Origin of the sequence: Nocardia sp. JCM 34519.1, from assembly GCF_020361265.1 — a bacterium.
In the GTDB taxonomy this organism is placed as follows: Bacteria; Actinomycetota; Actinomycetes; order Mycobacteriales; family Mycobacteriaceae; genus Nocardia; species Nocardia arthritidis_A.
The window spans coordinates 41,133-67,937 of sequence record NZ_JAIRBR010000009.1 but is presented as its reverse complement, the minus strand read 5'-3'; the positions used below and the strand labels follow the sequence as shown (position 1 = coordinate 67,937).

General features: G+C 68.5%; 24 protein-coding genes. 5 read left to right on the top strand and 19 right to left on the bottom strand.

Going from position 1 to position 26,805, the window contains the following annotated elements; all coding sequences use genetic code 11:
• Positions 1-11: 11 nt before the first annotated feature.
• Together LGY53_RS22430 and LGY53_RS22425 are read left to right on the top strand one after the other, a co-directional pair.
• Positions 12-1,157: a ubiquinol-cytochrome c reductase iron-sulfur subunit gene (locus LGY53_RS22430; RefSeq protein WP_225728889.1), complete on the top strand. Its 1,146-nt coding sequence runs from the start codon at positions 12-14 to the stop codon at positions 1,155-1,157.
• Positions 1,154-2,770 (top strand): cytochrome bc complex cytochrome b subunit, encoded by a 1,617-nt coding sequence (locus LGY53_RS22425; RefSeq protein WP_225728663.1) that lies wholly within the window; start codon positions 1,154-1,156, stop codon positions 2,768-2,770. Before LGY53_RS22430 ends, LGY53_RS22425 begins: the two co-directional genes overlap by 4 nt.
• Before the next feature lie 60 nt (positions 2,771-2,830).
• Here the strand turns inward: LGY53_RS22425 and LGY53_RS22420 are convergent, their stop codons facing one another.
• The gene (locus tag LGY53_RS22420) at positions 2,831-3,331 is read right to left on the bottom strand and encodes a polyadenylate-specific 3'-exoribonuclease AS (RefSeq protein ID WP_225728662.1); all 501 of its coding nucleotides are present in this window, start codon (positions 3,329-3,331) and stop codon (positions 2,831-2,833) included.
• Positions 3,332-3,459: 128 nt separating this feature from the next.
• On the opposite strand from LGY53_RS22420, the gene LGY53_RS22415 reads away from it, so the two are divergent.
• Positions 3,460-4,845 (top strand): class II 3-deoxy-7-phosphoheptulonate synthase, encoded by a 1,386-nt coding sequence (locus LGY53_RS22415; RefSeq protein ID WP_225728661.1) that lies wholly within the window; start codon positions 3,460-3,462, stop codon positions 4,843-4,845.
• Between the two features lie 46 nt (positions 4,846-4,891).
• Here LGY53_RS22415 and pknB read toward each other — a convergent pair whose 3' ends face one another.
• A complete protein-coding gene (gene pknB / locus LGY53_RS22410; protein WP_225728660.1) occupies positions 4,892-6,850 on the bottom strand; it encodes a Stk1 family PASTA domain-containing Ser/Thr kinase in 1,959 nt (652 codons plus the stop codon).
• Positions 6,851-6,999: 149 nt separating this feature from the next.
• Between pknB and LGY53_RS22405 the strand changes: the two genes are divergently transcribed.
• Positions 7,000-7,368: an Rv2175c family DNA-binding protein gene (locus LGY53_RS22405; RefSeq protein WP_225728659.1), complete on the top strand. Its 369-nt coding sequence runs from the start codon at positions 7,000-7,002 to the stop codon at positions 7,366-7,368.
• A gap of 55 nt (positions 7,369-7,423) precedes the next feature.
• Here LGY53_RS22405 and LGY53_RS22400 read toward each other — a convergent pair whose 3' ends face one another.
• From LGY53_RS22400 to LGY53_RS22380, 5 genes are all read right to left on the bottom strand, one after another.
• Complete coding sequence (locus tag LGY53_RS22400; protein WP_225728658.1) at positions 7,424-8,368, bottom strand: phytoene/squalene synthase family protein; 945 nt, start codon at positions 8,366-8,368, stop codon at positions 7,424-7,426.
• Positions 8,365-10,056, bottom strand: a complete 1,692-nt coding sequence (locus LGY53_RS22395) for an alpha-(1->6)-mannopyranosyltransferase A (protein ID WP_225728657.1) — start codon at positions 10,054-10,056, stop codon at positions 8,365-8,367. The genes LGY53_RS22400 and LGY53_RS22395 overlap by 4 nt, the downstream gene beginning before the upstream one ends.
• A gap of 66 nt (positions 10,057-10,122) precedes the next feature.
• Positions 10,123-11,703: a phytoene desaturase family protein gene (crtI, locus tag LGY53_RS22390; protein WP_225728656.1), complete on the bottom strand. Its 1,581-nt coding sequence runs from the start codon at positions 11,701-11,703 to the stop codon at positions 10,123-10,125.
• A gap of 39 nt (positions 11,704-11,742) precedes the next feature.
• On the bottom strand, positions 11,743-11,976 hold the full coding sequence (locus LGY53_RS22385) for a hypothetical protein (RefSeq protein WP_225728655.1): 234 nt from the start codon (positions 11,974-11,976) through the stop codon (positions 11,743-11,745).
• Positions 11,973-13,124 (bottom strand): polyprenyl synthetase family protein, encoded by a 1,152-nt coding sequence (locus LGY53_RS22380; RefSeq protein WP_225728654.1) that lies wholly within the window; start codon positions 13,122-13,124, stop codon positions 11,973-11,975. Before LGY53_RS22380 ends, LGY53_RS22385 begins: the two co-directional genes overlap by 4 nt.
• A gap of 140 nt (positions 13,125-13,264) precedes the next feature.
• Between LGY53_RS22380 and LGY53_RS22375 the strand changes: the two genes are divergently transcribed.
• A complete protein-coding gene (locus tag LGY53_RS22375; RefSeq protein WP_374111218.1) occupies positions 13,265-14,266 on the top strand; it encodes a methylenetetrahydrofolate reductase in 1,002 nt (333 codons plus the stop codon).
• A gap of 188 nt (positions 14,267-14,454) precedes the next feature.
• On the opposite strand, the gene LGY53_RS22370 is transcribed toward LGY53_RS22375, so the two are convergent.
• Genes LGY53_RS22370 through LGY53_RS22315 form a run of 12 tightly spaced genes read right to left on the bottom strand, consistent with a single transcriptional unit; the run spans position 14,455 to position 26,799 of the window.
• Entirely contained in the window at positions 14,455-15,600 is a 1,146-nt protein-coding gene (locus LGY53_RS22370; protein ID WP_225728653.1) for an LLM class flavin-dependent oxidoreductase, read from the bottom strand.
• Positions 15,597-16,400 (bottom strand): DUF1684 domain-containing protein, encoded by an 804-nt coding sequence (locus tag LGY53_RS22365; RefSeq protein ID WP_225728652.1) that lies wholly within the window; start codon positions 16,398-16,400, stop codon positions 15,597-15,599. The genes LGY53_RS22370 and LGY53_RS22365 overlap by 4 nt, the downstream gene beginning before the upstream one ends.
• Positions 16,397-17,767 carry an NtaA/DmoA family FMN-dependent monooxygenase gene (locus LGY53_RS22360; protein ID WP_225728651.1) on the bottom strand — a complete coding sequence of 457 codons (1,371 nt, stop codon included), beginning with the start codon at positions 17,765-17,767 and terminating at the stop codon, positions 16,397-16,399. The genes LGY53_RS22365 and LGY53_RS22360 overlap by 4 nt, the downstream gene beginning before the upstream one ends.
• Positions 17,764-18,876 (bottom strand): LLM class flavin-dependent oxidoreductase, encoded by a 1,113-nt coding sequence (locus LGY53_RS22355; protein WP_225728650.1) that lies wholly within the window; start codon positions 18,874-18,876, stop codon positions 17,764-17,766. Before LGY53_RS22355 ends, LGY53_RS22360 begins: the two co-directional genes overlap by 4 nt.
• Positions 18,876-19,079: a hypothetical protein gene (locus LGY53_RS22350; RefSeq protein WP_225728649.1), complete on the bottom strand. Its 204-nt coding sequence runs from the start codon at positions 19,077-19,079 to the stop codon at positions 18,876-18,878. Before LGY53_RS22350 ends, LGY53_RS22355 begins: the two co-directional genes overlap by 1 nt.
• A complete protein-coding gene (locus tag LGY53_RS22345) occupies positions 19,079-20,794 on the bottom strand; it encodes an ABC transporter ATP-binding protein (protein ID WP_225728648.1) in 1,716 nt (571 codons plus the stop codon). Before LGY53_RS22345 ends, LGY53_RS22350 begins: the two co-directional genes overlap by 1 nt.
• Positions 20,791-21,663, bottom strand: coding sequence for an ABC transporter permease (locus tag LGY53_RS22340; RefSeq protein ID WP_225728647.1), 873 nt, complete (start codon positions 21,661-21,663; stop codon positions 20,791-20,793). The genes LGY53_RS22345 and LGY53_RS22340 overlap by 4 nt, the downstream gene beginning before the upstream one ends.
• Positions 21,656-22,648 (bottom strand): ABC transporter permease, encoded by a 993-nt coding sequence (locus LGY53_RS22335; protein WP_225728646.1) that lies wholly within the window; start codon positions 22,646-22,648, stop codon positions 21,656-21,658. The genes LGY53_RS22340 and LGY53_RS22335 overlap by 8 nt, the downstream gene beginning before the upstream one ends.
• A 2-nt stretch (positions 22,649-22,650) precedes the next feature.
• The gene (locus LGY53_RS22330) at positions 22,651-24,267 is read right to left on the bottom strand and encodes an ABC transporter substrate-binding protein (protein ID WP_225728645.1); all 1,617 of its coding nucleotides are present in this window, start codon (positions 24,265-24,267) and stop codon (positions 22,651-22,653) included.
• Entirely contained in the window at positions 24,264-25,331 is a 1,068-nt protein-coding gene (locus LGY53_RS22325) for an LLM class flavin-dependent oxidoreductase (RefSeq protein WP_225728644.1), read from the bottom strand. The genes LGY53_RS22330 and LGY53_RS22325 overlap by 4 nt, the downstream gene beginning before the upstream one ends.
• Complete coding sequence (locus LGY53_RS22320) at positions 25,328-25,840, bottom strand: GNAT family N-acetyltransferase (RefSeq protein ID WP_225728643.1); 513 nt, start codon at positions 25,838-25,840, stop codon at positions 25,328-25,330. The genes LGY53_RS22325 and LGY53_RS22320 overlap by 4 nt, the downstream gene beginning before the upstream one ends.
• Positions 25,840-26,799, bottom strand: coding sequence for a transporter substrate-binding domain-containing protein (locus tag LGY53_RS22315; protein ID WP_225728642.1), 960 nt, complete (start codon positions 26,797-26,799; stop codon positions 25,840-25,842). Before LGY53_RS22315 ends, LGY53_RS22320 begins: the two co-directional genes overlap by 1 nt.
• Between the last annotated feature and the right edge of the window lie 6 nt (positions 26,800-26,805).

Below are 26,805 nucleotides of genomic sequence, written 5' to 3'. Positions count from 1 at the left end.
AGACCAACGACATGCGGCCGGAAGAGGGCCACGACGGCGGTGCGCCGAAGGAGTACACGGAGGCCGAGCTCGACGCGATGTCGCGGGACGAGCTGGTCAAGCTCGGCACCGAACGCGACGGCGTCGACGTCGCCTACCGGCGCGAGCGGTTCCCGGTTCCGGGCACCCGCGCCGAGAAGCGGGCCGAGCGCCAGGTGGCGTTCTGGTTCGCCATCTCCGGACTGGCGGCGGCCGTGCTGGTCGGCGTCTTCCTGTTCTGGCCGTGGGAGTGGAAGGGCAAGTCGGAGTCCGGGCACGGCGCCTACTCGCTCTACACCCCGCTGGTCGGTATCGGCCTCGGCGTCTCGGTGCTCGCCATCGGCATCGCCGTCGTGCTGATCCGCAAGAAGTTCATCCCGGCCGAGCTGTCCATCCAGGTCCGCCACGACGGCCCGTCCGACGAGGTGGAGCGGCGCACGCTGGTCGCCGAGCTGTCCGACGCGCTGGAGACCTCGACGCTGGGCCGCCGCAAGCTGATCACCCGCACCGCGGGTGCGGGCGTCGGCGTGCTCGGCATCGGCGCGCTGCTGGTGTTCGTGGGCGGTCTGGTGAAGAACCCGTGGGCCAAGGGCGACAAGTCGCCGCTGTGGGTGTCCGGCTGGACCCCCGACTACCCGGGCGAGACCGTCTACATCCGCCGCGACACCGGTCGCCCGGAGGACGTCGTGCTGGTCCGTCCCGAGGATCTGGACGCGGGCGCCATGGAGACCGTGTTCCCGTGGAAGGAGAAGTGGCGCGGCGACGAGCACGCGACCCTGCAGTCGCTGCGCGGCATCCGCAACGCCGTCATGCTGATCCGCCTGCGGACCGCCGACGCGCAGAAGGCGATCAAGCGCAAGGGCCAGGAGAGCTTCAACTTCGGCGACTACTTCGCCTACTCGAAGATCTGCACTCACCTCGGCTGCCCGACCTCGCTGTTCGAGCAGCAGACCAACCGGATTCTGTGCCCCTGCCACCAGTCGCAGTTCTCGGCGACCGAATGGGGTAAGCCGGTCTTCGGTCCCGCCGCTCGCGCACTGCCGCAGCTGCCGATCACCGTCAACTCCGAGGGCTACCTGGTCGCCAACGGCGACTTCATCGAGCCGCTCGGCCCGGCTTACTGGGAGCGTCGTTCATGAGTCGTGTGGCAACGCAAGCCAATGAGATGGACGAGCGGTATCGTGCCGCCGCGTTCGCGAAGCGGTCGATCAACAAGGTCTTCCCGACCCACTGGTCGTTCCTGCTCGGTGAGATCGCGCTGTACGCGTTCATCATCCTGCTGCTCTCGGGTATCTACCTGACCCTGTTCTTCGATCCGTCGATGACCGAGGTCGTCTACAACGGCGCCTACCAGCCGTTGCGCGGCGTCACCATGTCGCGGGCGTACGAGTCGGCGCTGAACATCTCCTTCGAGGTGCGCGGCGGTCTGTTCGTCCGGCAGGTACATCACTGGGCCGCACTGCTTTTCGCGTGCTCGATCATCATCCACCTGTTCCGCATCTTCTTCACCGGCGCGTTCCGCAAGCCGCGTGAGGCGAACTGGGTGATCGGCTCGCTGCTGTTGATCCTGGCCATGTTCGAGGGCTACTTCGGCTACTCGATCCCGGACGACCTGCTCTCCGGTACCGGTCTGCGGGCCGCCTTCGGCGGTATCACCATGTCGATCCCGATCATCGGCACCTGGATGCACTGGCTGATCTTCGGTGGCGACTTCCCCGGCGACATCATCATCCCGCGCCTGTACATCGCGCATGTGCTGCTGCTGCCCGGCATCATCCTGGCGCTGATCGCGGCGCACGTCGCGCTGGTCTGGTACCAGAAGCACACGCAGTTCCCCGGCCCCGGCCGCACCGAGAACAACGTGATCGGCGCCCGCATCATCCCGGTGTTCGCCGCCGACCAGGGCGCGTTCTTCATGTTCACCCTCGGCGTCGTCGCGCTCATGGGTGGTGTGCTGCAGATCAACCCGATCTGGAACCTGGGCCCGTACAACCCGTCTCAGGTATCCGCGGGTTCGCAGCCGGACTTCTACATGATGTGGACCGACGGCATGGCCCGACTCATGCCGCCATGGGAGCTCTACCTGGGTCGCTACACCGTTCCGGCGGCGTTCTGGGTGGCGCTGGTCATGGGTCTGGTGTTCACGGTGCTCATCGCCTACCCGTGGATCGAGAAGCGGCTCACCGGTGACGACGTGCACCACAACCTGCTGCAGCGCCCGCGCGACGTGCCGGTGCGCACGGCGATCGGTGCCATGTCGATCGCGTTCTACCTGGTGCTGACCCTGTCGTGCGTCAACGACATCATCGCGCTGAAGTTCGACATCTCACTGAACGCCACCACCTGGATGGGCCGCATCGGTCTGCTGATCGCGCCGCCGATCGCGTACTTCATCACCTACCGGTTCTGCCTCGGCCTGCAGCGCAGCGACCGGGCGGTGCTGGAGCACGGCATCGAGACCGGCGTGATCAAGCGCCTGCCGCACGGTGAGTACATCGAGGTGCACCAGCCGCTCGGCCCGGTCGACGACCACGGCCACCCGGTGCCGCTGGAGTACCAGGGCGCCGCGATCCCGAAGAAGATGAACAAGCTGGGTTCGGCCGGTAAGCCGGGCACCGGCAGCTTCCTGCGGGCCGACCCGCCCGCGGAGAGCGAGAAGCACTTCGAGATCGAACACCAGGAAGAGCACAAGCAGCTCGCCGTCTTGCAGGAGGCCCAGGAGCGGGCCAAGAACGACATGCACGGTCACTGACGTTCGATGTGAGAAGCGCGGGCCCTGAGTCGAAATCGACTCGGGGCCCGCGCTTTTCGGTCAGCTCCCGGCGGCCGCGCGGCGGGCCGCCTCGATGGCCTCGAATTTGGCGAGGTTGTGGCGGGCGTCGGCGAGGGCGTCGTGCGCGTCCGGCGGGACCGGGGGGAGTTCCGGTCGGCCGTGTGCATCCCAGTGCTGGCGCAGTTCATTCGTGTAGCGGGGCAGGGCGTTCGGTAGGTCGACCATCGAACCCCACAGCTGGCACAGGGCGACATGGTCGTACGCACCGACCCAGGCCCACAGTTCCGGCTGCACCGACGGGCGCGGCACCAGGAATTGGTAGAGGTCGTCGCGGATCTGCCTGCGGCCGCGCCACAACGGCGACGACGGCGGCGGCAGCTGCGGCAGCACATACTTGCGCACCCACGGCCCCGCCTTATCGGGATTGAATTCCGTTGAGACGGCGTAATATTCGCGACCGTCCTCGCAGACGACGCCGATCGAGACGAGATCGATCACCAGTCCGTCCTCGATGAATTCGCAGTCATAAAAGTATCTCAACGAGATCGCTCTGTCCTCCGCGTTCCGGCCCATCGCTGTCGATGCGCTTTACGAATCACCCTAGGTGGGTGAATCTCACCCCTACCACCGGGTATCTCCGGCACCGGGTGCGTCCGTATTCTGATCTCGTGAACTGGACCGTCGACGTACCGATCGATCGCCTGCCGGAACTGCCGCCGTTGCCCGCCGAGCTGCGCAGGCGACTGGACGAGGCGCTCGCGCGGCCCGCGCTGCAGCAGCCGTCCTGGGATCCGGAGCAGGCGGCGATGATGCGCACCGTATTGGAGAGCGTGCCGCCGATCTGCGTGCCCGCCGAGGTCGAGGACCTGCGGCTGCGGCTGGCCGAGGTCGCGCGCGGTGAGGCGTTCCTGCTGCAGGGCGGCGACTGCGCGGAAACCTTCGCCGACAACACCGAACCGCATATCCGCGGCAATATCCGCACCCTGCTGCAGATGGCGGTGGTGCTCACCTACGGTGCCAGCCTGCCCGTGGTGAAGGTCGGCCGGATCGCCGGGCAGTACGCGAAGCCGCGTTCGGCCGACACCGATGCGCTCGGCCTGAAGTCCTACCGCGGCGACATGATCAATTCGCTGGTCCCGGATGCGGCTGTGCGCGAACACGATCCGTCGCGTCTGGTCCGCGCCTACGCCAACGCCAGCGCCGCGATGAACCTGGTTCGCGCGCTCACCGGCGCGGGCATGGCCGATCTACACAAGGTGCACGACTGGAACCGCGATTTCGTCGCCCAGTCGCCCGCGGGCGCCCGCTACGAGGCGCTGGCCGAGGAGATCGACCGCGGCCTGCGGTTCATGACCGCCTGCCGGGTGAACGATCCGAGCCTGCAGTCCGCGCGCATCTACTGCAGCCATGAGGCGCTCGTCCTCGACTACGAGCGGGCCATGCTGCGGCTCAGCGAGAACGCGGTGGGCGAGCCGGTGCTCTACGACCTGTCCGCGCATTTCCTGTGGATCGGCGAGCGCACCCGGCACCTGGACGGCGCGCATATCGCGTTCGCCGAACTGCTCGCCAACCCGATCGGCCTCAAGATCGGCCCCGGCACCACCCCGGAACTGGCCGTCGAATACGTCGAACGCCTCGACCCGAACAATGAGCCGGGCCGGTTGACGCTGGTGTCCCGCATGGGCAACGGCAAGGTGCGCGACGTGCTGCCGCCCATCATCGAGAAGGTGCAGGCCACCGGCCATCAGGTGATCTGGCAGTGCGATCCGATGCACGGCAACACCCACGAGGCGTCCACCGGCTTCAAAACCCGCCACTTCGACCGCATCGTCGACGAGGTGCAGGGCTTCTTCGAGGTGCATCACGCCCTGGGCACCCACCCCGGCGGCCTGCACATCGAGCTCACCGGCGAAGACGTCACCGAATGTCTCGGTGGCGCCCAAGACATTTCGGACCTCGACCTGAACGACCGCTACGAAACCGCCTGCGACCCAAGGCTCAACACCCAGCAGTCCTTGGAACTGGCCTTCCTGGTCGCCGAAATGCTCCGCTGAACTTTCGGCGTATCGGGCGCGGTCAGCGATGGCCGCGCCCATTTCTTCAAGGCAAGGCGGTCAGGGTAACGGTGTCGCCCGATTCGACATTGGCTCCCGCGCCGGGGGATTGGGAGATCACCACCGAACCGTCCAACGGCGCAAGCTGTTTCACCTCGACATCCAGACCGAGCGCTTCCAGCTTGGCTCGGGCCGCCCCCACATTGAGCCCTACGACGCCGGGCATTTTGACGGCGTTGGACACCAGCAGGGTAACGCCGTCTCCCGATTGGATCGTCGTACCCGCGGCGGGCGTGGTGCCGATCGCCTTATCGGCTTCGATGGTCCTGTCGTACTGAGTCTTGGTGTCGCGCACCGTGATTCCTGCATCGGTAAGGATCCTGGTGGCGTCCGCGGCGGATTTGCCGCGCACCTCGGGCACCTTCACCGGCTGAGATCCCTTGCTGCGGTAGACCTTTACCTGCGCGTTGGCGGGGAGGACGGTGTCGGCGCCCGGATCTACCTTGGCCAGTGTGCCTTTCGGCGCCGGATTGGAGATCTCGCCCCCGTCGACGGGTATCAGGCCCGCGTCGCGAATCAGTTGGTTGACCTTCGAGATGTCATCGCCCGGTTTGACATCGGGCACCTTCGGTTTGCCGCTGGAGACCAGCACGGCGACGGTGGAACCCTTGGTGAGCTTGCTCCCCGCCGACGGATCGCTGCCGACGACGCCGCCGACGGGGATGGTATCCGAGGCCTTCTGCCGGATCTCGGTCGAGAAGCCGGCGTTCTTCAGCGCGGCCACCGCGTGATCTGCGTCCAGGCCGGCGACCGGTGGTACCGCCGCGTAGCGGCCGACCCCGACCCACCAGCCACCGACCCCGACGATCAGTGTCACGATCGCCACAACGGCTATCCAGATCCACGTGGTGCGCCGCGAACGTCTGCGGTCCTCGAACCCGTTGTACGGCGGTTGGCGCAGGCTCTGCGGCGGCGCGTAGTCCTCCGGCTGGTAATCGTCGCGGTATTCGTCGGGCTCGTAGTCGATTCTGGGTCTCGGCGCGGTCACCACTCTGGTGTGCTGGGTCGACGGCGGGGTGTACGGCTCCGGCGCCGGTCTCGGCGGGGCCGGGGCCACCGCGCGATAGCTTGCGCTCAGGTGTTCGGCCGAATCCTGCGGCGCCGGAACGCGATACACGGGTAGGTTCAGCGTGGTGGCGATCGAGCGCAGCGCGGCGGCCATCTCGTTGGCGTCGGAGTACCGATGCGCGGGTTCACGCGCCGTCGCCTTGGCGACCAGCTCGTCGAATTCCGGCGGCACGCCCGCGATGAACCGGCTCGGGCTCGGCACGTCGTTCTCGATGCGCTGATACGCCACCGACAGTGAGTTGTCGCCGCTGAACGGCACCCGTCCGGTCAGCAGTTCGAAGATCAGGATGCCGAAGGAGTAGACGTCGCTGCGCGCATCGGCCGTGCCGCTCGTCACCTGTTCGGGGGACAGGTACGCGGCCGTGCCGAGAATCACGCTGGCCGAGGTGGTGGTGGCCGCGGCGACCGCGCGCACCAGACCGAAATCCGCGATTTTCACCTCACCCGCATCGGAGATGAGCACGTTCTCCGGTTTCACATCGCGGTGCACCAGGCCCGCGTCGTGCGCGACGCCGATGGCGGCCAGCACCGGCTCGGCGACCGCGCGCACCGCATGCGGTGGCATCGGCCCGCGTTCGCGCAGCAACTCGCGCAGCGTGCCGCCCTCGACCAACTCCATGATCAGGAACGGGTAGTCGCCGTCGATGCCCTGGTCGTACACCGCGACCAGGGACGGATGCTTGAGCCGGGCCACCGCGCGCGCCTCGAATTCGAACCGCGAGAGGAATTGCGGGTCACCGGCGAACTTGGGATCCATCACCTTGATGGCGACCGGCCGGTCCAGGCGGGTATCCACCCCACGGAAGACCATCGACATGCCGCCACGCGCGATCGGCGCATCTATGCGATAGCGCCCTTCCAGCATTTGGCCGATCAATTGATGTCCTCCGGTTTTCACAAAGTTCTCACCCCTCGCTGCGCGCGCGACAAGCGATCGACCGCCCCGTGCGGCCCCCACGATGGTATCGACGAATCGGGCAAGGGTGTCTCACGACGTGCGGCGCGCAACCGTCTACCGTTATCCCGGTGAGTGCATTTCCCTGCAGTGATGATGTCCTTCCGCAGTCGGTGGAGCTGCTGCCGCTGCCGGACGTGGCCGACAAACTCGGGATCGTGGTGACCCGGGTGCATCAGATGCTGCGCGACCATCAGCTCATCGCGGTGCGCCGCGATGGTGTTGCGGGCGTACCCGAGGTGTTCTTCGACGAAGCGGGCGCGGTAGTGAAGCCGCTGCCCGGCCTGATCACCGTGATGCGGGACGCCAAGTACACCGATGAGGAGATCCTGGAGTGGATCTTCACCGATGACGAGACCCTGCCGGGCAAACCCGTCGAGGCTCTGCACGGCCCGCTGGCAAGGGAGGTGCTGCGCAGAGCAGCCGCGGATCCCTTCTGAGCTCGATCATCAGTTCCAGCCCCGTGGCCCCGGTACGCGACCGGGGCCACGGGGGCTACCGCCGCCTGCCGTTCAGTGCGGCGCTCGCGAATTCCGTTGCGGCGACTCGCAGTCGGCGGTGTCTGGGAACGACGGCCCGCCGCTCGAACACCGCGTAATCGGCGCGTTCGATCTCGGTGAGGATATCGGCGTAGAGGGTGGCGGCGGTGCGGATGGCCGGGCGCACCCGCGGCAGCAGCAGTTCGATGCCGGGGACGGCGCGGCGGTAGATATCCCGATTCAGCGCGATCAGGTGGGTCAGCGCGCGGCGTACCCGCCGATCGGTGTGACCGGTGTCACGGCAGTGGGCGAGTAATTCGGCGTCGACACCAAATGTGGCGAGTTCGTCGGCGGGCAGGTAGATCCGGCCGCGGTCGAGGTCCTCGGCGATATCGCGCAGAAAGTTGGTGAGCTGGAAGGCCTCGCCGAGCGCGGCCGCCGCGGGTTCGGCCGCCTCGATCTCGACCACCGTGCCGAGTACGGGCAGTAGTTGCAGGCCGATGGCGGCGGCGGAACCGCGCATATAGTCCCGCAATTCGGCCATGGTGGCGTAGTGCGCGCGGAAGCGCGGGGTGCCCGGGACGTCCATCCGCATGGAGTCCAGGAAGATCCAGAAGTGTTCGGGCGCTATGTCGTAGCGCAGGATGGTGTCGGAAACGGCGGCCAGCACGCGCGAACGGGATTGTCCGCCTTGCCGATTCGGATCCGGCTCGCCTTCCAGCAGCAATCGGAGCCGCTTCTCGATCAAGTCGAGTTCACCGGCCGGGCCGTGTTCGGGCGCGAAATCGGTTGGCGGGTAGCCGTTGTCGACGATGTCGTCGACCGTTCTGGCGAAGGCGTAGAGCGCATGCACGGCAGGGCGGTGTTCGGGTGCGAGCAGGCGGGTCGCCAGGAAGTAGGTGCGCCCGTGCGCCGCGGCGATCCTTCGGCATTCCCGGTACGCGAGTTCTAGGCCACTCATGAGCGCGTGGACGTGGTCGACCCCGCCGAGGTGGCGCGCAGGCGCAGCGGATCGACCGTGCGCAGTGAGATCGCGGCCACCACGGCCGCGAAGGTCGCCGCGGCCACGTGCCAGGTGGTGTACAGGCCGTTCGAACCGTCCGGCTGGAAGACCAGCATCAGCCAGGTGCAGATGCCGACCAGGACCATCAGCGCCCTGGGGGACAGCGCGAAACCCGCGGCCAGCGCGAGCGGCCACGAGTAGTACCAGGGCAGTGCGGCCGGCGAGAGCACGACGATGCCGACGAAGGCGATGAGGATGCCGAGCACCGCCTCGCGTTCGCTGTGCCTGCACCGCCACCAGGTCCACACCAGCACGACGACGAGCGCGGCGGCGCACAACATCCGGGTGGTCTGCAGCGCCGCCGAATCCGGTCCGATGACCTGCAGCGGGGTGACCCAGCTGACCGCGTACGCCATGATCGTCGGCAGCGAAAGCCAGTTGATGATGTTCTTGGAACCCGACAGCGCCGACAGCCAGCCGAGGCCGACGCCGGCGGCCGCCGACGCGACGGCGAGCACCGCCCCGAATATCGCGAGCCCCAGCCCGGCGATCTTGACGAAGGTGATGGCCGGATGCGGCATATCCTCGCTCGGCCGCGCCGCGTCGGGGTGATCGTCCGGAATGGCCGCGCTGTCATCGCGTTCGGCGCGCTGGGCGGCCCGGCGCTCGCGCTCGTGCAGCATCCAGATCCACACCAGGAACGGCAGCGCCACACCGGCGGTGGCCTTGATGGCGACGCCGATGGCCACCACCACGATGCCCGCGACATGATGGCGTTCCAGCACCAGCGCGATGCCCGCGGCCATCAGGCCGACCATCAGCATCTCGTTGTGTACGCCGCCGATCAGGTGGATGAGCACCAGCGGGTTCAGCACCGCGAGCCACAGCGCGACGGTCGGTTTGCCGCCGAGGTGTTTGGTGAGATACGGCACCGCCCACATCATCAGCGCGAGGCCGGGCAGCATCACCAGCCGCAGCGCGATGGTGCCCGCAACGACGTTGTCCCCGGTGATGACGGTGATCGCGCGGCCGAGCAGCAGGAAGATCGGGCCGTACGGCGCCGTCGTATGCGTCCAGACCTGGCTGACGTTGTCGAACAGCACGCCGGGATTGATGTAGGGACCCACCTTGTAGGGGTCGAAGCCGTCGCGCAGCAGCGCGCCCTGCGCCAGGTAGGAGTAGGCGTCGCGGCTGAACATCGGGACCGCGAAAAGCAGTGGGAAGATCCAGATTCCGACGATGCCGCGTAGCTCGTTGAGCGTGACGCCCGCGCCGGGACGGTCGTTCCGCCCGATCGTGGTGCGGCCCAACCGGACCCACGCGGTGATCATCATCAGCACGCCGATCCAGATGACGATCGTGCTGAGCACGTAGCCGTGCCCGTAGCGCAGCCAGGACAGGTGCATGGATTCCAGCAGCGGGTCGCGGACCCGGGTGCTGCCCGCGCCGAAGCCGCCGAAGGTGATCAGGATCGCGCCGACGAAGCCGAGCAGCGCGGCGTGACCCTCCGGGGTGCGCAGGAAATCGCCGATATCGCGCAGCCAATGGTGCGGTGCATCGCCGACGACCCCGACGGGTGCGCGATCGGTGGTCGGGGTGTTTTCGGTGGTAGGTGCTGCCGGGGCGTGCGTTTCGGGGGAAGCCATCGTGGTGTCGGTCCCCCCGGGAGTGGTCGGCGGTCGCAACCGCGAGCGAATAGGTCGGCGCTTAGTTTACGGCGTTGCGGGGAACACTATGCCGCTGGTAGGTGGGGTTTCGATCGCGCCGGCGCCCGGAACGCCCGTTATCCGGTTTGCCGCCAGTTTTCCGGATAGCAGTGCGGTCGGCACGCCGATCCCCGGAGTTGTGCCGCAACCTGCGATAACCACATTGTCGCTGGTGCGTGGAAAATTGCGGGTTCTGAACGGTCCGGTCTGCCGGAAGACGTGCGCGGCGGAGAACGGCGTCCCGGCCAGCATGCCCTGCGCCTGCCAGGTGAGCGGGGTATCCAAATGATCGACGGCGAAGTGTTCGGCGATGCCGTGATAGCCGCGTTCTTCCAGCACGTTCAGCAGTTCCCGGAGGTAGGCCGGGCCGAGCCGCGCCCAATCCAGCGGCGCCGACCGAAGATTCGGGCACGGGGCGAGCAGGGAGAGCGGCTCGTGCCGGCCGCCGGGGCGGTTCAGATAGAGACTCGGATCGGTGAGTGCGGGCCGGGTGAGCAGCAGGGAGGGGTCGCTCATCAGGCGGCCCCGGCGGCGGGCGGTGATCTCCCGGAACGTCCGATCCCATGCCGCGCCGAAATCGATGGTGTGATGCGCCCGCACCGGCCAGGCGTCGGCGACCGCGGCGGGGACGGTGCCGTGCGCGACGAATGCGGAGGGCGCGGCGCGCAGGCCCCGGCGCGGACGCACCCCGAACCGGTCCAGCGAGCCGAGATCGGCAGTGAGCACGACGGCATCGCAGTCGACCGTTTCGCCGCCGGCCAGCCGGATGCGGTGGGCGCGCCGGTCGCGGTAGTCGATGCCGGTCACCTCGGTGCCGAGGGCGAGGGTGCCGCCCGCGCCGGTGAACGCCTCGGCCATGGCCGCAGCGATCGCCCGCATACCGCCCTCGGGAAAATAGACGCCGAGCGAGGTGTCCATATGCGGGATGGCGCCGTAGACCGCGAGCGCGTCGGCGGGCGGCATGCCCGCGTACAACGCCTGAAAGGTGAACAGCCGAGCCAACTTCGGGTCGCGCAGCAATCTGCCGACCTTGCCGCCGAGCCGGCCGAATCCGCCGAGACGCACCAAACCGACCAGGGCCCTGCGCTTTTCGGGTGTGCGCAGCATATCCAGCGGCGAATCGAAGTTGGTGTCCATGAATTCGGTGAACTCGGCCCGGTAGATCCCGGCCAGCCAGCTGCGCAGCTTCAGGTAGCGGCGGGCGGTTTCCGGGCCGCAGGTGCGGCGCACCTCATCGGCCATGGCCTCCGGGTCGGCGAATACCCGGATGGTCGAGCCATCGGCGTACCTGGCGTGGTAGGCGGGTGCGAGCTGGTGAATCCGCAGCGGTGGGTGCAGCGTCGCCGGATCCCGCCCGACTGCGGCCAGTGCCTGGTAGATCTGTTCGGGCAGGGTCAAAACCGTTGCGCCGTTGTCGATTTCGTAATCCGGCCCGCGATAGCGGCCGACCCGGCCGCCCGGATGGTCGGCGCGCTCGAACACCGTCACCCGGCGGCCGGCGCCGGTGAGATAGAGCGCGGCGGACAGCCCGGACAGCCCGGCGCCGACGACGACAACGTGATCCGCCGGTCCCGCGACGGTTTTCATGCGGCACTCCGAATCATGCTGCGGTGTGAAGGAATTGATTTATTCGGCGGAATCCTGCGCCGGCGCCTGCGCGTACACCAGGCTGTCGAACACCGATGCCGCGGTTCGCCTGCGCCGCTTGGGCATACCGATCGCGCGGCGCGTCGGGAAGGCGCCGCCGATCACCACCCGGCGCTCGAACGCCGCCATCTGGCCCGCGTTCTGCTCGTCCTCCGCGGGCGGACATGCTCCGACTACGACCACCCGGTCGCTCGGTCCTACAACGGCCCTCATGCGGCCCTCCTTGTCGCGGCCAGTGCCATGGCTCGCAATCGTTCCTTGGCGGCCGGGGTAGCCGAGCTGGCTTCCATTGCGGCCAAACCTTTTTCGGTGAGTTCGGAAATGCGCAGCTCCACCTCGTCGACCGCGCCGAGGTCGACGAGCACCGCGCGCAGGCGCTCGACCTGCTCCTGATTCAAATCGGTGCCGATACTGGTCCGCAGCAGCGTCGCCGCGGCCGGATCGCGCGCGTCGGCGCGGCGCAGCGCTTCCGCGAGCAGAACGGTGCGCTTGCCCTCGCGCAGATCGTCACCTGACGGTTTTCCGGTGACCTCCGGATCCCCGAAGACGCCGAGCAGGTCATCGCGTAGCTGGAACGCGATGCCGATATCGGTGCCGAAGGTGCGGTAGGCGGCGATCAAATCCGCGTTCGCGTCGGCGATCGCGGCACCGAGGTGCAGCGGGCGTTCGACGGTGTACGCGGCGGTTTTGTAGCGGTTGATGCGCAGTGCGGCCTCGACCGATTCGTCGCCGCCCGCCTCGCCGAATATGTCGAGCAGCTGCCCGCCCAGCACCTCGGTGCGCATCGCCGCCCACACCCGGGCGAACCGGCCGAGCGCCGCCGGATCCAGCCCGGCGGTGTGCAGCATATCGTCGGCCCAGGCCAGCGCCAGATCGCCGACCAGGATGCCGACGCTGGTGCCGTAGTGCGCCGCGGTGCCGGTGAGCCGGCGTTCCCGGTGCCGCCGCTCGAAATCGACGTGCACGGTGGGGAATCCGCGACGGGTGCGCGAGGAATCGATGATGTCGTCGTGGATCAGCGCACACGCCTGCACCAGTTCCAGTGCGGCACAGGCGGTGAGCACCGACTGCGCCTGCGGACTCGCCGGATCGCCGCCCGCACCGAGCCAGCCTGTCCAGGCGAAGGCGGGCCGGGTGCGCTTGCCGCCGCGCAGCACGAACATCTCGAGTTCGGCGGCCGCTTCCTCGAACACCGGGCCGAGCTCGCGCACGAGCTCGCGCCTGGTGCTGAAGAAGGCGGTGAGCGCGTCCTCGACGGCGGCCACGAATTCCGGGGTGCCCGGAATCGGCCCCGGGGCTGCGGGGCCGGTCGTAGGGATCCGAGTCGGTGTTTCGGGTCCGGCGGACAGGGGAGCCTCCATGATCGTATGGCTGTCGGCGGCGCGCGACGTTCCAAAGGTGCGGATGTTTTGGGTAGGGCGAAAGACTGCCCGCTCGAAGGATACGCGTACCACGCGGACGGCTCGACGGTGCGCCGACCTGTTCCCACTACACTGGTTTGGTGACATTCGACAACGTGCGGGGACGTGCGACCCCAGGCCTGCCGTCCACGGCGCGGCCGAACGTCTCCCACACGCCCTCGGTGGTGCAGAGCCTGCGCACCCATGCGAGCCGGTCCGTGCCGTTCTCGGTGGAATTCAACCCGCCGCGCGACGCGGCGGGCGAGGCGCGGCTGTGGCGCGCGGTGCGCCAGTTCGAACGCATGCATCCGGCGTTCGTCTCGATGACATACGGCGCGGGCGGGTCCACCAGCGACCGCACCGTCCGGGTCACCGGTGAGCTCGCGCAGGAGACCACCCTGCTACCGGTGGCGCATCTCACCGCGGTCGGGCACAGCGTCGCGGAGTTGCGTTCGCTGGTGGGCGGTTACGCCGACTGCGGCATCCGCAACGTGCTGGTGCTGCGCGGCGATCCGCCCGGCGATCCGCTCGGCGAGTGGCGCAAACATCCGGAGGGTGTCGCCTACGCCGAGGAACTGGTGCGGATCGTGCGCGATCTCGGCGACTTCCATGTCGGTGTCGCCTCGTTCCCCCAGGGCCATCACCGTTCGCCGGACCTGGATCACGACACCAGGTACCTGGCCGCGAAACTCCGCGCGGGTGCGGAGTATTCGATCACCCAGATGTTCTTCGAGGTGGACCACTATCTGCGGCTGCGCGACCGGATCGCCGCATTCGATCCGGTGGAGGGCGCCAAGCCGATCATTCCGGAGCTGATGCCGATCACCTCGCTGCGCACCGTATCGCGCGCCGAGGAGCTGTGCGGGCGACCGCTGCCCGCGGCCGTGATGGAGCGGCTACACCGCGCGGCGGGCGACGATCCGGAGGCGAATCAGGCCGCGGTGCGCGAGGTCGGCATCGAGATCGCGACCGAAATGGGTCAGCGCCTGATCGCCGAGGGCGCACCCTGCCTGCACTTCATCACATTGAACTTCGCCAAGGCGACCAGCGAGGTGCTGACCAACCTCGGCTACGGAGTCACCGCCGCCCCACTCAGCGCCTGACGGGACTTTTGGAGCGCAATCGTTTTCGAAGTTTCGCCCGGCGGTGCGTTGAGGTGGCCGAAACCGTCGCGGGTGTTGTGGTCTCGGCACTGGCGTTCCCGCATAGGCTTTCGGTTCCCGCATTGGTATCAGCTTCCCGCGCTTGCGATTGCGAACGCGGGAAGCTGATTGGTTTGCGGGAGTTCGGGTTATGCGGCGCGGGCGGCGCGCAGGCCCCAGGCGTCGGCGAGGAGGCGGTGGGATTCCAGGCGGTCCGCGTGGCGGTGGGTGACGCTGGTGACCAGGAGTTCGTCTGCGGCGGTGACTCGCTGGAGTGCGGCTAGGCGCTCGACGACGGTGGTGGGGGAGCCGACGAACTGGGTGGCCAGGCGGTCGTCGACTAGTCGCAGCTGTTCCGGGGTGAGCGGTGCGGCCGTATCGGGGTCGAGGTATTCCGATGCGCCCGCGCCGGTGCGGATGCTGTGCACCCAGTGGCCGTAGCTGGAGGCGAGGTGCCGCGCGGTCGAATCGTCCTGCGCTACAACCACATCCGCTGATACCACGACATACGGACGATCCAGTCGCGCGGAGGGCTGGAAGGCGGCGCGGTAGGCGTCCACCGCGTCGAGCGCGGTGCCCGGCGATACGTGATACGCCGCGGCGAACGGCAGCCCGAGACGCCCGGCGAGTTCGGCGCTCTCGCCCGCCGAACTGCCGAACAGCCACAGTTCGACCTGTGCGCCCTCACCCGGAACCGCATGCAGCGCAATGTCATTCGTCGCGACGTAACTGCCGTCGAGCAGGGCGCGCACCTCGTCGAGTTGCTCGGCGAAATCGAGCGATTGCGCGCCCGGCTGCTGCAGGGCCTCCAGCGAGGCGATGAATTTGGATCGGTCCGTGATACGCGCCGGATCGAATGGCGGCGGCACCACGACACCGTCCCGGACCCTGGTGCGCCCGGTATCCGCAACGGGCCGAGCGGCTTTCGGACGGCCGCCCTCCGCGCCGAACTGGGTGCGCCGGTGCCCCGACCGGCCGAGGCCGAGATCGAGTCGCCCCGGATACAACGCATCGATGGTGCCGAACGCCTCGACGATGGACGCGGAGGTGTGATGGCCGACCTGCACCGCGGCCGAACCGACCCGGATCCGCGAGGTGGCCGCCGCGACCAGACCGATCAGCGTGATCGATGACGAACTGGCCACCGCGACGAAATGATGTTCGGCCAGCCAATAGCGGCGGTAACCCCACTGCTCGGCGTGCCGCGCCAGATCGATGGTGTTGCGAATCGCCTCTCGCGCGGTGGATCCCGCGCTGATCGGCGACAGATCGAGGATGGATAGCGGAACGGTCATGCCTGCGGCCCCCGCGGATTCCGCTCGCCCGCCTCGATCGCGACCCGCAGCCGGTTCTCCGGGGGCGCCAGCGGGCAGGTCGCGAAATCGGTGAAGGCGCAGGGCAGATTGGCGGCCCGGTTGAAGTCGAGCAGTACGGTGCCGTCCGCCTCCGGCGCGCCGATCGCCAGCGACCGCGCCGCGGGATAGGTGGTGACCCCGCTCGTCGCATCGGTGAACAGCAGCCGCAGATCGTCGACGGGACCGAAGGCGAGCACCCGCTCGCTGGTCCCACCGACCGTGAAAACGACGGTGCCCGAGGCGATGTGGTGATGTTCCAACCCGTCGACGACGGCGCCGGTGGTCACCGTATGCGCCTCGGCGAACGGTTCGAAGCGCCCGCGGATCACCCAGCGCGGGTCCGGCGCGTACGCCGGAATACCGTCGAAGGTGAGCAGGCCGGGCGCGGCCGGATCGTGCACCCGCACCGCGTGGCGGCCGGTGCGGCGGATCACCTCCAGCACCCGATTCTCGTGCAGCACACTGAGTCCCGGCGCGCCCTCGGCGGGCTGGATGATGCGCACGCCCGCGATGCCGACGCCGTCGTACTCCAGCCGGTCGGCGGGGCGGGCGGTGATGAACACCTTGTCATCGGTGACCCACCAGGTGCCCGGCACATCGGGCAGCTGTTCCGGTCGATCGGTGAGCCAATGCAATCCGGTGAGGCTCAGGAAGCCGAGCGGGTCGCGCAGCTGATCCTCGCGCGCATGATGCCAATTCGCCCACTCGGTCTCGAAAAGTGTTGTGGTGCTTGCGGTCATGACGCTCGTGCTCCTTCGTGGACGGATTCGCGGTGGTGGGGATGCGGTAGGCCGAGGTGGTCGCGCAGCGTGCTGCCGGTGTATTCGGTGCGGAAGCTGCCGCGCTCCTGCAGTTCCGGGACGACGCGGTCGACGAATTCGTCCAGCCCGCCCGGGGTGAGGTGCGGCACCAGGATGAAACCGTCGCTGGCGTCGGACTGGACGTAGTCGTCGATCTGCGCGGCCACCTGGGCCGGGGTGCCGATGAACTGCTGGCGCGCGGTGACCTCGATGATCAGCTCACGGATGGACAGGTTTTCGGCCGCCGCCTTGGCCCGCCACGCCTCGGCGACCGCGCGCGGATCCTTGGCGTGCCGGACCCGGCCCCTGGTGATGTTCACATTGTCCTCGGGCTCCAGCTCGGGCAGCGGGCCGTCCGGGTCGTAGCCGGAAAGGTCACGCCCCCAGACCTGTTCGAGGAAGGCGAGCGCGGTCTGCGGACCCACCTGCTGCAACCGGATGTGCCGCGCCCGCTCCTGCGCCTCCTCGGCGGTGTCGCCGAGGACGAAGGTGGCGGCGGGCAGGATCTTCAAATCGTCGGCGCGGCGGCCGTATTTGGCGAGGCGGCCCTTCATATCGGCGTAGAAGCGCTGGCCGGCCTCGAGGGTGCCGTGGCCGGTGAAGATGGCATCGGCGGTGGCGGCGCCGAATTCGCGGCCGTCATCGGAATCGCCCGCCTGCAGCAGCACCGGATGTCCCTGCGGGCTCGGCGGCAGCACGAAGCGTCCGGCGATATCGAATTGCGAACTGTGGTAACGGGTTTCGGGTATCTCCCGGGCGAAGACGCCGCGCTCGCGGTCGACGACGAGCGCGTCGGTGGGCCAACTGTCCCACAGCGTGCGCGCGGCATCCACGATTTCGGCGGCCCGGCGGTAGCGCTGGTCGTGCGCGAGATAGCCGCCGCGGCGGAAGTTCTCCCCGGTGAACGCGTCGGACGAGGTGACGACATTCCACGCGGCGCGCCCGCCGGACAGGTGATCGAGCGAGGCGAATTGCTTTGCCACCTCGAATGGTTCGTTGAAGGTGCTGTTGATGGTGCCCGCGAGACCGAGCTTGTCGGTGACCCCGGCCAGCGCGTTCAGCACGGTGAAGGTGTCCGGCCTGCCGACCACGTCGAGATCGTGGATGCGGCCGCGATGTTCGCGCAGGCGCAATCCCTCGGCCAGGAAGAAGAAGTCGAACAGTCCGCGTTCGGCGGTGCGGGCCAGATGTACGAAGGATTCGAAATCGATCTGGCTGCCGGATTCCGGATCGCTCCACACGGTGGTGTTGTTCACGCCGGGGAAATGGGCGGCCAGGTGCACGGTTTTACGCGGTTTCGCGGTCACGACAGAGCTCCTCGCTGGCTGGTCGCGTAGCGGCTGACCGGTCGGGGTAGGCCGAGCCGGGTACGCAGGGTATTGGCGGACAAGGGTTTCCGGGCCAGCGCGGGCAGATGGTGCAGCGCGGCGGCGAGTGCGAGCGGGCGCAGCGTCACGCCGTCGACCGGTACGGCCGCGAGCAACTCGCCGAGCTCGGCGGGGGTTCCTATGTGCCGCAAGGTATTCGGGACGGGCTCGGCCGTCCACCGGTCGAGTTCGGCGACCTCGGCCCGCGCCTGTCCGGCCGTTTCGGCGAGGTGGACGTCGAGGTCGAGTAGCACTTGGACGGTGTCGGGGTCGCGGCCCGCGGCCGACAGCGCCGTGCGCAGCGCCGCGCGCCAGGTGCGGGCGTCGTCGAGATCCGTTGCGGCGATGCGGATCAGATCCGCCCGGTGCACCGCGACCCCGGTGCTGTGCGGTCCCTCGGCGCGGATCGCGACGATCGACTGCCCCTGCGGGGAGCGCGGGGTGATGGACGGACCCTTCACCGAGAAGTTGTCTCCGGCGAAGTCGATGTAGTGCAGCCGGTCCCGGTCGATGAAACGGCCGGTGGACAGCTCGCGGATCTCCGCGTCGTCCTCCCAGCTGTCCCAGAGCCGGGTGACCACCTCGATCGCCTCGTCGGCCTCGTGCCACAGTGCGGGCTCGTCCTGAACGCCCTTGCGGCCGAAGGCCTTCGCCTGCTCCGCACCCGCCGAGACGGTGACCTCCCACCCCGCCCGGCCCAGCGTCGCGAAATCCAGGCTCTGGATGGCCTTGGCGAGATGGAACGGCTCGGTGTGCGTCACCGGCGCCTGTGGCAGCAGCCCGATGTGGTCGGTGGCGGCCGCGACTCGCGCCGCGATCGCCACCGCGTCGAGCCTGCCCTTGGCGACGTCGGACCCGCCGGGCTGCAACCCGAACGAATCGGGCAGGAAAACCGCGTCGACGCCCGCGTTTTCGGCGGCGGTGACCGCGGCGACCCAGTAGCCGCCGGTGAACAGATCCTCGGCGCGCGAATCGGCGCGGCGCCAGGATGCCGGATGGCCGCCGGTCCCGGCGAGCTCCACCGCCAGGAATAGATCGGAATCTGCCATCAGTAGCGTCCTTTCCAAGGGAGTTCGGCCTCGCCGGGATGACCCCAGACGAGCTGTCGCAGCGCGGCGGGGTCGGCGGACCCGGCGAGATCGGGTGCGAACAGCGCCGCGCGCTGCCACAGCGCCAGGCCGGAGGCGTCCGCACGTCCGGATCGAGCCGAACGCCAACGGTTCCGGATGCGGGCGAGCAGTGAATTCGGCATCAGGAAGGTCCTTTCGCGACGACGGGGACGGCCGCGAGCAGTTCCCGCGTGTACGGGTGGCCGGGCCGGTCGAAAATGTCGGCCGTGCGCCCGGATTCGACGATCCGGCCGTGCCGCATGACCGCGACACGGTCGCTGATCCGGCGCACCACCGCCAGATCGTGCGAGATGAACAGGTAGCTCAGCGCCAGTTCGCGCTGTAGCCGGTCGAGCAGGTCGAGGATCTGCGCCTGGACCGAGGCGTCGAGGGCGGAGACCGGTTCGTCGAGCACCAGCAGGTCCGGCCGCAGCGCGAGCGCCCGCGCGATGGCGACGCGCTGACGTTGCCCGCCGGACAGTTCCGCAGGTCGCCGCGCCGCGAATTCGCTTGGCAACGCAACCTGTTCGAGCAAGTCGCGCACGCGCGCCCGCCGAGCCGTCCGATCGCCCACCCGGTAGGCGCGCAGCGGCTCGGCGATGATCGTCTCGACCCGCCAGCGCGGATCCAGTGCGGCGTAGGGATTCTGCTGCACCACCTGGAACCGGCGGCGCAGTTGACGCAGCCGCGCGCCGCGCAGCCGGGTCAGATCCCGGCCGTCGAAGCCGACGCTGCCCGCGTCGGGGTCGGTGAGCCGCAACGCGATTCGCGCCGTCGTCGATTTACCGGACCCGGACTCGCCCACCAGCGCCAAGGTTTCGCCGCGATCCAGCTCGAGGCCGATGCCGTCCACCGCGGTAACCGCTCTCGCGTGGTAACGCTTGTGCACGTCCCGAAGAGTGAGCAGGGGTGCGGCCGAGCGGTCGCGCGCCGGGCGATACCCGCCGGGCGCGAGCCCGGGCGAGGCCGCGAGCAGCCGCCTGGTGTACGGATGCCGAGGTTCGGCGAGAACCTGTGCGGTCGGCCCGGATTCGACGATCTCACCCTTGTTCAGGACGATCAGCCGGTCGGCCCGCTCGGCGGCGACGGCCAGATCGTGCGTGATGAGCAGGACCGCCGCGCCGCGGGTGCCGGTCTGCTCGGTGAGCCGGTCCAGTACGCGGCGGGCGACGGTGGCGTCGAGTGCGCTGGTGGGTTCGTCGGCGATCACCAGATCGGGCGAGCAGGCGAGGGCGGCCGCGATGAGCGCGCGCTGGCGCTGCCCGCCCGACAGCTCGTGCGGATACTGCGCGGCCCGCAGCTCCGGCCGGTCCAGTCCGGCGTCGGCGAGCAGTTCGAGCGCGCGCAGCCGAGCCGTTCGCTTGTCCGCGCGCCGGTGCACCAGCAGCGCCTCCGCCACCTGATCGCCGACGCGCCGAACGGGATTCAGTGACAGTCCAGGATCCTGCGGCACGAATCCGATGCGGGCGCCGCGCAGTTCGCGCATGGCGCGCTCGGATCCGGTGTCGACCACCGTGCCGTCGAAGGTGATTGTGCCGCCGTGGATTTCGGCATTAGACCCGAGCAGGCCGAGCACCGACTGGGCGAGTGTCGACTTGCCGGAACCGGATTCGCCGATCAGCGCGACGATCTCACCGCGCGCCAGCGTCATGGATACGCCGGTGAGCGCGGGCACCGGACCTCGGTCGGTGTGATAGCGGACCTCGAGTCGCTCGATCCGCAGCAGCGCAGGGTCGGGCGCGTCGGTCCGAGATCCGCTGTGGTGCTGTGCGGCCGATGTACTCGCAGGCCCGCTCACGGCGGATGCGTCGCCTGCGAGCGGCTCGATGGCCGCTGCTTCGATCGCGAGTTCGCTCATGACGGCCCGCTCCTTCCCGCTGCGCGGCCCAGGCGCTGGGCGGCCAGCACGACCGCGACGATCACCAGGCCGGGCAGTGCGGTCAGCCACCATGCTGTCGCCAGGTAGTTCCGGCCATCCGAGATCAGCGACCCCCATTCGGGCGTCGGCGGTTTGGCGCCGTAGCCGAGGAAGCTCAGTGCCGATACCGAGAGCACCGCCATGCCGAATTCGACGGCGGCCAAGGCGAGTACGGGCTGATACGAGTTCGGCAGCACATGCCGGAAAAGCACCGCGTACCAGCGCACTCCCGACGCGTGCGCGGCCTCGACGAACGGCGCCTGGCGCACCCGCAACACCTCCGATCGCATCACCCGCGCGAAATTGGCGATCAGTGAAATGCCAACGGCGAGAGCGACTTTCCCGGTACCGAAGCCGAGCGCTGTCACCAGCGCCAGCGACAGCAGCAGCTGCGGAATGGACAGCAGCACGTCGACGAACCGCATGATGACGGAATCGACGACGCCGCCGATCGCGCCGGACAGCAACCCCAGGAACGACCCGGCCACCAGCGCGAGGCCGACAGCGGTGAGCGTCGCGGTGAGCGAAAGCCCCGCTCCGTGCACCATGCGTGTGTAGAGATCGCGCCCGAGATTGTCCGTGCCGAACCAGTGCCGCGCGCTGGGCGCCTGGAACTTCTCCCGCGGCACGCCGACCAGCGGGTCGCCCCCGGCGAAGAACGAAGGGAACAGCGCCCAGCCGACCGCGAGCAGAGCCACCGCCCCTGCCAGGGCGGGACCTACCTTGGCGCGCAACGGCTTCCGGCCCAGCGCCGGTCGACGCAGGCTCGGCAGTGCGATGCGCGGCCGCTCGTCGAGCACGTCAACCATGCGAGCGCACCTCCTCGGTCGCCGCCGGGAATGTGCCCGCGGCCCTGCGGAACCGGCCGCCGATGCGCGGATCCAGCAGCGGGTAGGCCAGGTCCACCACGAGATTCACCGTGACGAACACCGCCGCGGTGAGCAGCACGATGCCCTGCACCACCGGAATGTCCTGGGCGAGCACGGCGGTCTGGGTGAGCCGCCCGACGCCGTACCTGGCGAAAACCGTCTCCACCACAACGGATCCCGCGAGCACATTGCCGACCAGCACGCCCGCGATGGTGAGCGCGGGCACGCCGGCCGGACGCAGCACATGCCTGCGCTGCACCCATCGTCGCGATCCGCCCTTGGCCAGCGCCACTTCGGTGAACGGTTGCCGCCACGTGGTTTCCAGCCCGGCGGTGAGCACCTGTGCGATCACCGCGCCGATCGGGATGGCGAGCGTGATCGCGGGCAGTACGGTCGCGGCGAGACCGTGTCCGCCGAATGCGGGCGCGAGCCGCAGCCGGAACGAGAACACCTGCAGTAGCAGCAGTCCGGTCCAGAAGGTCGGCACCGCGACACCGAGGGATGGCAGCGCCTTCAGCGCTTCGCGCGGCAACGGCCACCGGATCCGGTCGGCGAACAGCGCCAGTGCGACACCGCCGACGATCGCGAAAAGCAATGCCAGCCCGGTCAATTCGAGGGTCGACGGGAGCGCCTCGCCGATGGCGGCGGATACCGGCTGCCCGGTGGTGATGGAGTGCCCGAGATCGCCGCGCAGCGCGTGGCCGAGCGCGCTCGTGTACTGCTCCCAGAGCGGGCGGTCCAGACCGTAGCGGGCCTGCAGTTCGGCGATCGCGGCCTTATCCACCGGGGTGCCCGCCCCGCCGCCCTGCGCGGCGATGGAGATCGGATCCGACGGCAGCAGGTAGAGGACGGCGAACGAGACGGTGAACGCCGCCCACAGCACCCAGATCGCCTGCGAGACACGCAGTGTCACATATTGCACCATGGTCAGCGCCCGCTCAGCCAGGTGTCGAAGAACTGCAGCCGCGCCGAGGCCTCGAACTTGACGTCCCGCGCGTTCGGGCCCGCGCCGATGGCCTGCGACAGTTCGACGGTCGGGATCCAGAGCCCGTTGTCGAGGATCTGTCGCTGGGCGGTGTGGATCCGGTCGGTGCGTGCGGCCGGATCCACTGCGCCGAGCTGTTCGTCCAGCGCGTCGTCCAGCGCCGGAATGCGCTCGCGCGCATTGAGATTGCGGTCCAAGCCGAAGGTGGTGCGCAGGATGTCGCCGTCGGCTCTTGTCGAGTTGTAGTAGGCGGAGTCGAAGTCCTGTCTGTTCTCTCGGGCGATGCTCTCCGGCGCGGAAACGAGATCCAGCTTCAGCTCGATACCCACCTGCCGCAGCTGCTGCTGCACCAGCTCGATAATCGCCTGATTGCCCGCGAACACCTGACTGAACAGCACCGAGAATGACAGGCGCACACCGTTTTTCGCGCGAATGCCGTCACCGCCGGGCAGCCAGCCCGCGCCGTCGAGTATCCGGCGGGTCGCGGCCGGATCGTAGGCGAGGACGGCGGACAGATCCTGGTATCCGGGCGTGGTACTGGCCAAAGAACTTGTCGCCGGTTTGAATTGGGGACCGAGCACGGTATCCACCAGCTGTTTGCGATCGATCGCCGAAAGCAGTGCCTGTCGCACCGCCGGATCGCGCAGCGGCCCGCGGGTGACGTTGGTCTGGAAGCCGAACGGCACACCGGGATTGGCGGTGGTCAGCAGACGGCCACCCGCGGCCTCCAGCTGCGGGGCGTCCTGCGGCAGCGCGTCGCTGATCGCGTCCAGCTGTCCGGAGGCGAGGCTGCCGGTGCGCACCCCCGACTCGGGCACCACGGTGAATTCGATCCGGTCCAGATACGCCTCACCCTGATGCGCGAAAACCGCCGACCCCCAGTGGTATCCGGCGCGCTTGGCCAGGGTCACCGAGGCGTCCTGGCGATATCCGGCATAGGTGAACGGTCCGCTGCCGATATTGTCGCCGAGGCAGCGCTGTTCGGCCGGTTTCGCGGTGGTCGCGTCGGCCAGGATGCCCAGCTGCGGGGTCGAACTCGCCTGGAGGAACTGGGCATTCGGCTTGCTGAAGGACACCTGCGCGGTCAGCCGGTCGACCACCGTTGTGCCCGCGTAGTTCGTGAGGTAGCTGGCGGCGAGCGCCGCCTTCGCCCCGCCGAGCCGGATGATCGAATCGAAAGTGTTCTTCACCGAATCCGCGGTGAGCGGCGTGCCGTCGCTGAAGGTGACGCCGTCGGCGAGATGGAAGGTGAAGGTTTGGGCCGACGGCCCGACCTCCCAGCTGCGGGCCAGCCATGGCTTCAGCTCGCCGGTCTTCGGATCCTGATCGGTCAGCGAATCGACGATTTGCCTTGTCACATAGATGGTTTGGTTGGTGCCGCTCTGCGCGGGATCCGAGCAGGTCGGCGCCTGTGACAGCCCATAGCGCAGGGTGCCGCCGGGTTTGGGCGGCCCCGCGTCGGCTCCGGGCGCGGCCGGACTGCCGCCGCACCCGGCCACCGTCGCCGAGGTGACGAAAGCGCCTGCGAGAGCGATGATTCGGTGACGCGCACGGATCATGAGACGGCTCCGGCCAATTCGGCGCCCGCCAGCGGCCTGCTGGGGATGCGGCGACGCAGCTCCGGCGCCACCTCGGCCTGGAACAGTTCGAGGCTGCTCCGGTAGCGATCCTCGGTGCGGCCGTCGCGCTCGGCGGACAGGTGGATCACCTCGTGGCCGAACCGATCGTGGTAGCGGCCGACCTTGTCGATCACCTGTTCCGGACTGCCGACGAGTGCCGAACTGTGCGTGACGAAGTCGTCCAGCGTCTCGAAGACGATCGGCAGCCCGTGTGCGCGCGCCAGCGCCAGTTTCGACTCGAAGATCGGGCGGTAGACGGCGAGCGCCTCCTGCGAGGTGCGGGCCACGTGGAAGCCGGCGGTGCCCGCGCCGACCAGTGCGTCGGCGGGGTCGTGCCCGTAGTGTTCCCACCGCTCCCGGTAGTGGCGCACCAGCTCGGCGTACGGCTCGATCGGATTGGTGACGTTCGCCGAGAACAGCGGATCACCGTGCCGCGCGGCCAGTTCCACCGAATCCCGGCTGGTGGCGCTGCCGTGCCAGATCCGGATCTTCGGTTGCAGCGGCCGCGGTAATGCCTTGGCGCGCCGCAATTCCGGCCGGAACCGCCCCGACCAGGTCACCTCGGCGCTGTCCCACAGCCGCCGGAACAGTTCGTAGCCTTCGCGATTGCGGTCCCACTGGTCCTCGGTGGTGACGTGGTACAGCTGGGCCTGGGCCGCGCCGTTGCCCTTGCCGATGATGAGCTCGAGCCGCCCGCCCGCGAGGTTGTCCAGCGTCGAGTAATCCTCGAAGGCGCGCACCGGATCCAGCAGGCTCAGCGTGGTGACCGCGGTGAACAGGGTGATCCGCGAGGTCACCGCGGCGATATGGGACAGGATCACCGGCGGCGCGGCGGAGAGGAACGGATCCTCGTGCCGCTCACCGACGGCGAATCCGTCGTAGCCGAATTCTTCTGCCAGCCTTGCCTGTTCGATGACGGCGCGGAGCTTTTCCGTGGTACCGGGCAACTCGCCGGTCACCGGATCGGGTACCCGGGTGACGAGGGTGAACAGCAGGAACTTCATGCGAGGGCCCTTATGGATAACAGCTTTTCGAACGGGTGCGGGCCGATTTCCTCGGCAGGAACGGACGGGTCGTACAGCGGGGTGTAACCCGCGGCGCGATACAGCGCGACGGCCTCCGGCTGGCGCGGCCCGGTGGTCAGGTAGATCCGCCGATAGCCGCGCCGCGCGATCTCGGCCTCCAGCCGCTCGAGCACGAAGCGCCCGAGTCCCTGCCTGCGTCGTTCGCGCGCGGTCCAGATCCGTTTCAGCTCGGCGGTTTCCGCGTCGTAGCGCTGGAAGGCGCCGCCCGCGACAGCCGTGCCGTCATGGGTGACCACCAGCAGTGCGCCGTGCGGCGGTGCGAACGCCTCGATGGGGTGCTCCACCAGCGCCGCATACTGCTCGCCCGCACTGCGCCCGTAGCGGCTGCTGTACTCCACGGCGAGTTCGGCCAGCAGCGGCGCGGCGAGCGGATCGTCCTGCGGCACCGTGTGCACCCGCAGGTCGTCTCTCGAAAGTTGTTGAGTCATCACTGTTTCTTGGGTAGGCCGGGCGGGTTGATCCTGGACGCGGGCAGCGCTTCGCTCTGCAATCCCCACCGGTCGATGACCTTCTGGTAGAGACCCTGCTGGATGGCGTAATCGATGGCCTTGTGGATCGGGCCGATCAGTCCGTTGTCCTTCTTGGTGAGCACCGCGATTTCGCCCTGCATCGCATCGCCCGCACCGGAAAAGGTGGCCAGCACCTTGGTTTCCTTGGAAACCGTCGAGTGATAGATCGCGGCCGGATTCGGGCCGATGTATCCGTCGATCCGCTGCGAGGCCAGCGCCAGGTAGTAGTCGCTGGTCTGCTTGTAGTAGGCGATATCGATCGGCGGCAGACCTTCCGCGACGTTCTGCTGGTTCCATTTGACCAGCAGCTCCTCCTGATTCGTCCCGGTGCCGACGCCGATTCGCCTGCCCGCCAGGCTCTTGCGGTCCTTGTAGTCGAGTGTGCTCTGCTTGGGCACCTCCAGCGCGACGGTGTCCTTGCGATAGGTGGCGAAGTCGTACTTCTCCTTGCGTTCCTCGGTCACCGTGACGTTGGAGATGAACGCATCCGATGCGCCGGAATCGATGCCGACGAAGTTCTGCGTCCAATCGGCCACCTGCGGTTGCGGTTTCAGGCCGAGGATGTCGGCGATCAGTACGGCGAAATCGACCTCGGAGCCGATGACGGTCTTGTCGTCGGTGGCGTAGAAACGCAGCGGCGGCGCGGTGCCGGACGAACCGGTGATGTTGAGCGTTCCGCGATCCCGGATCGCCTGCGGCACTTCGGCGGCGATCGCATCCACCCGCTGCGCGTGCACCCGTCCCGGCTGGGCGGCGGACAGATCGAAGGTGACCGAGCCCGCGGTCTGCGTTTTGGTGTCCGCGTCGGGATCGTCGGCGCAGCCGGTGATCAGCACGGAGATCGCGGCGGCGACACCGATCAGGGCGGGGAGTTTCATGTGGTA

Excerpts from the sequence above, each read along its gene's own strand:
- LGY53_RS22430 (WP_225728889.1), top strand. The coding sequence starts at position 12 with ATGCGGCCGGAAGAGGGCCACGACGGCGGTGCGCCGAAGGAGTACACG.
- LGY53_RS22425 (WP_225728663.1), top strand. The coding sequence starts at position 1,154 with ATGAGTCGTGTGGCAACGCAAGCCAATGAGATGGACGAGCGGTATCGT.
- LGY53_RS22400 (WP_225728658.1), bottom strand. The coding sequence starts at position 8,368 with ATGAGTGGCCTAGAACTCGCGTACCGGGAATGCCGAAGGATCGCCGCG.
- LGY53_RS22395 (WP_225728657.1), bottom strand. The coding sequence starts at position 10,056 with ATGGCTTCCCCCGAAACGCACGCCCCGGCAGCACCTACCACCGAAAAC.
- crtI (WP_225728656.1), bottom strand. The coding sequence starts at position 11,703 with ATGAAAACCGTCGCGGGACCGGCGGATCACGTTGTCGTCGTCGGCGCC.
- LGY53_RS22385 (WP_225728655.1), bottom strand. The coding sequence starts at position 11,976 with ATGAGGGCCGTTGTAGGACCGAGCGACCGGGTGGTCGTAGTCGGAGCA.
- LGY53_RS22380 (WP_225728654.1), bottom strand. The coding sequence starts at position 13,124 with ATGGAGGCTCCCCTGTCCGCCGGACCCGAAACACCGACTCGGATCCCT.
- LGY53_RS22370 (WP_225728653.1), bottom strand. The coding sequence starts at position 15,600 with ATGACCGTTCCGCTATCCATCCTCGATCTGTCGCCGATCAGCGCGGGA.
- LGY53_RS22365 (WP_225728652.1), bottom strand. The coding sequence starts at position 16,400 with ATGACCGCAAGCACCACAACACTTTTCGAGACCGAGTGGGCGAATTGG.
- LGY53_RS22355 (WP_225728650.1), bottom strand. The coding sequence starts at position 18,876 with ATGGCAGATTCCGATCTATTCCTGGCGGTGGAGCTCGCCGGGACCGGC.
- LGY53_RS22350 (WP_225728649.1), bottom strand. The coding sequence starts at position 19,079 with ATGCCGAATTCACTGCTCGCCCGCATCCGGAACCGTTGGCGTTCGGCT.
- LGY53_RS22345 (WP_225728648.1), bottom strand. The coding sequence starts at position 20,794 with ATGAGCGAACTCGCGATCGAAGCAGCGGCCATCGAGCCGCTCGCAGGC.
- LGY53_RS22340 (WP_225728647.1), bottom strand. The coding sequence starts at position 21,663 with ATGGTTGACGTGCTCGACGAGCGGCCGCGCATCGCACTGCCGAGCCTG.
- LGY53_RS22335 (WP_225728646.1), bottom strand. The coding sequence starts at position 22,648 with ATGGTGCAATATGTGACACTGCGTGTCTCGCAGGCGATCTGGGTGCTG.
- LGY53_RS22330 (WP_225728645.1), bottom strand. The coding sequence starts at position 24,267 with ATGATCCGTGCGCGTCACCGAATCATCGCTCTCGCAGGCGCTTTCGTC.
- LGY53_RS22325 (WP_225728644.1), bottom strand. The coding sequence starts at position 25,331 with ATGAAGTTCCTGCTGTTCACCCTCGTCACCCGGGTACCCGATCCGGTG.
- LGY53_RS22320 (WP_225728643.1), bottom strand. The coding sequence starts at position 25,840 with ATGACTCAACAACTTTCGAGAGACGACCTGCGGGTGCACACGGTGCCG.
- LGY53_RS22315 (WP_225728642.1), bottom strand. The coding sequence starts at position 26,799 with ATGAAACTCCCCGCCCTGATCGGTGTCGCCGCCGCGATCTCCGTGCTG.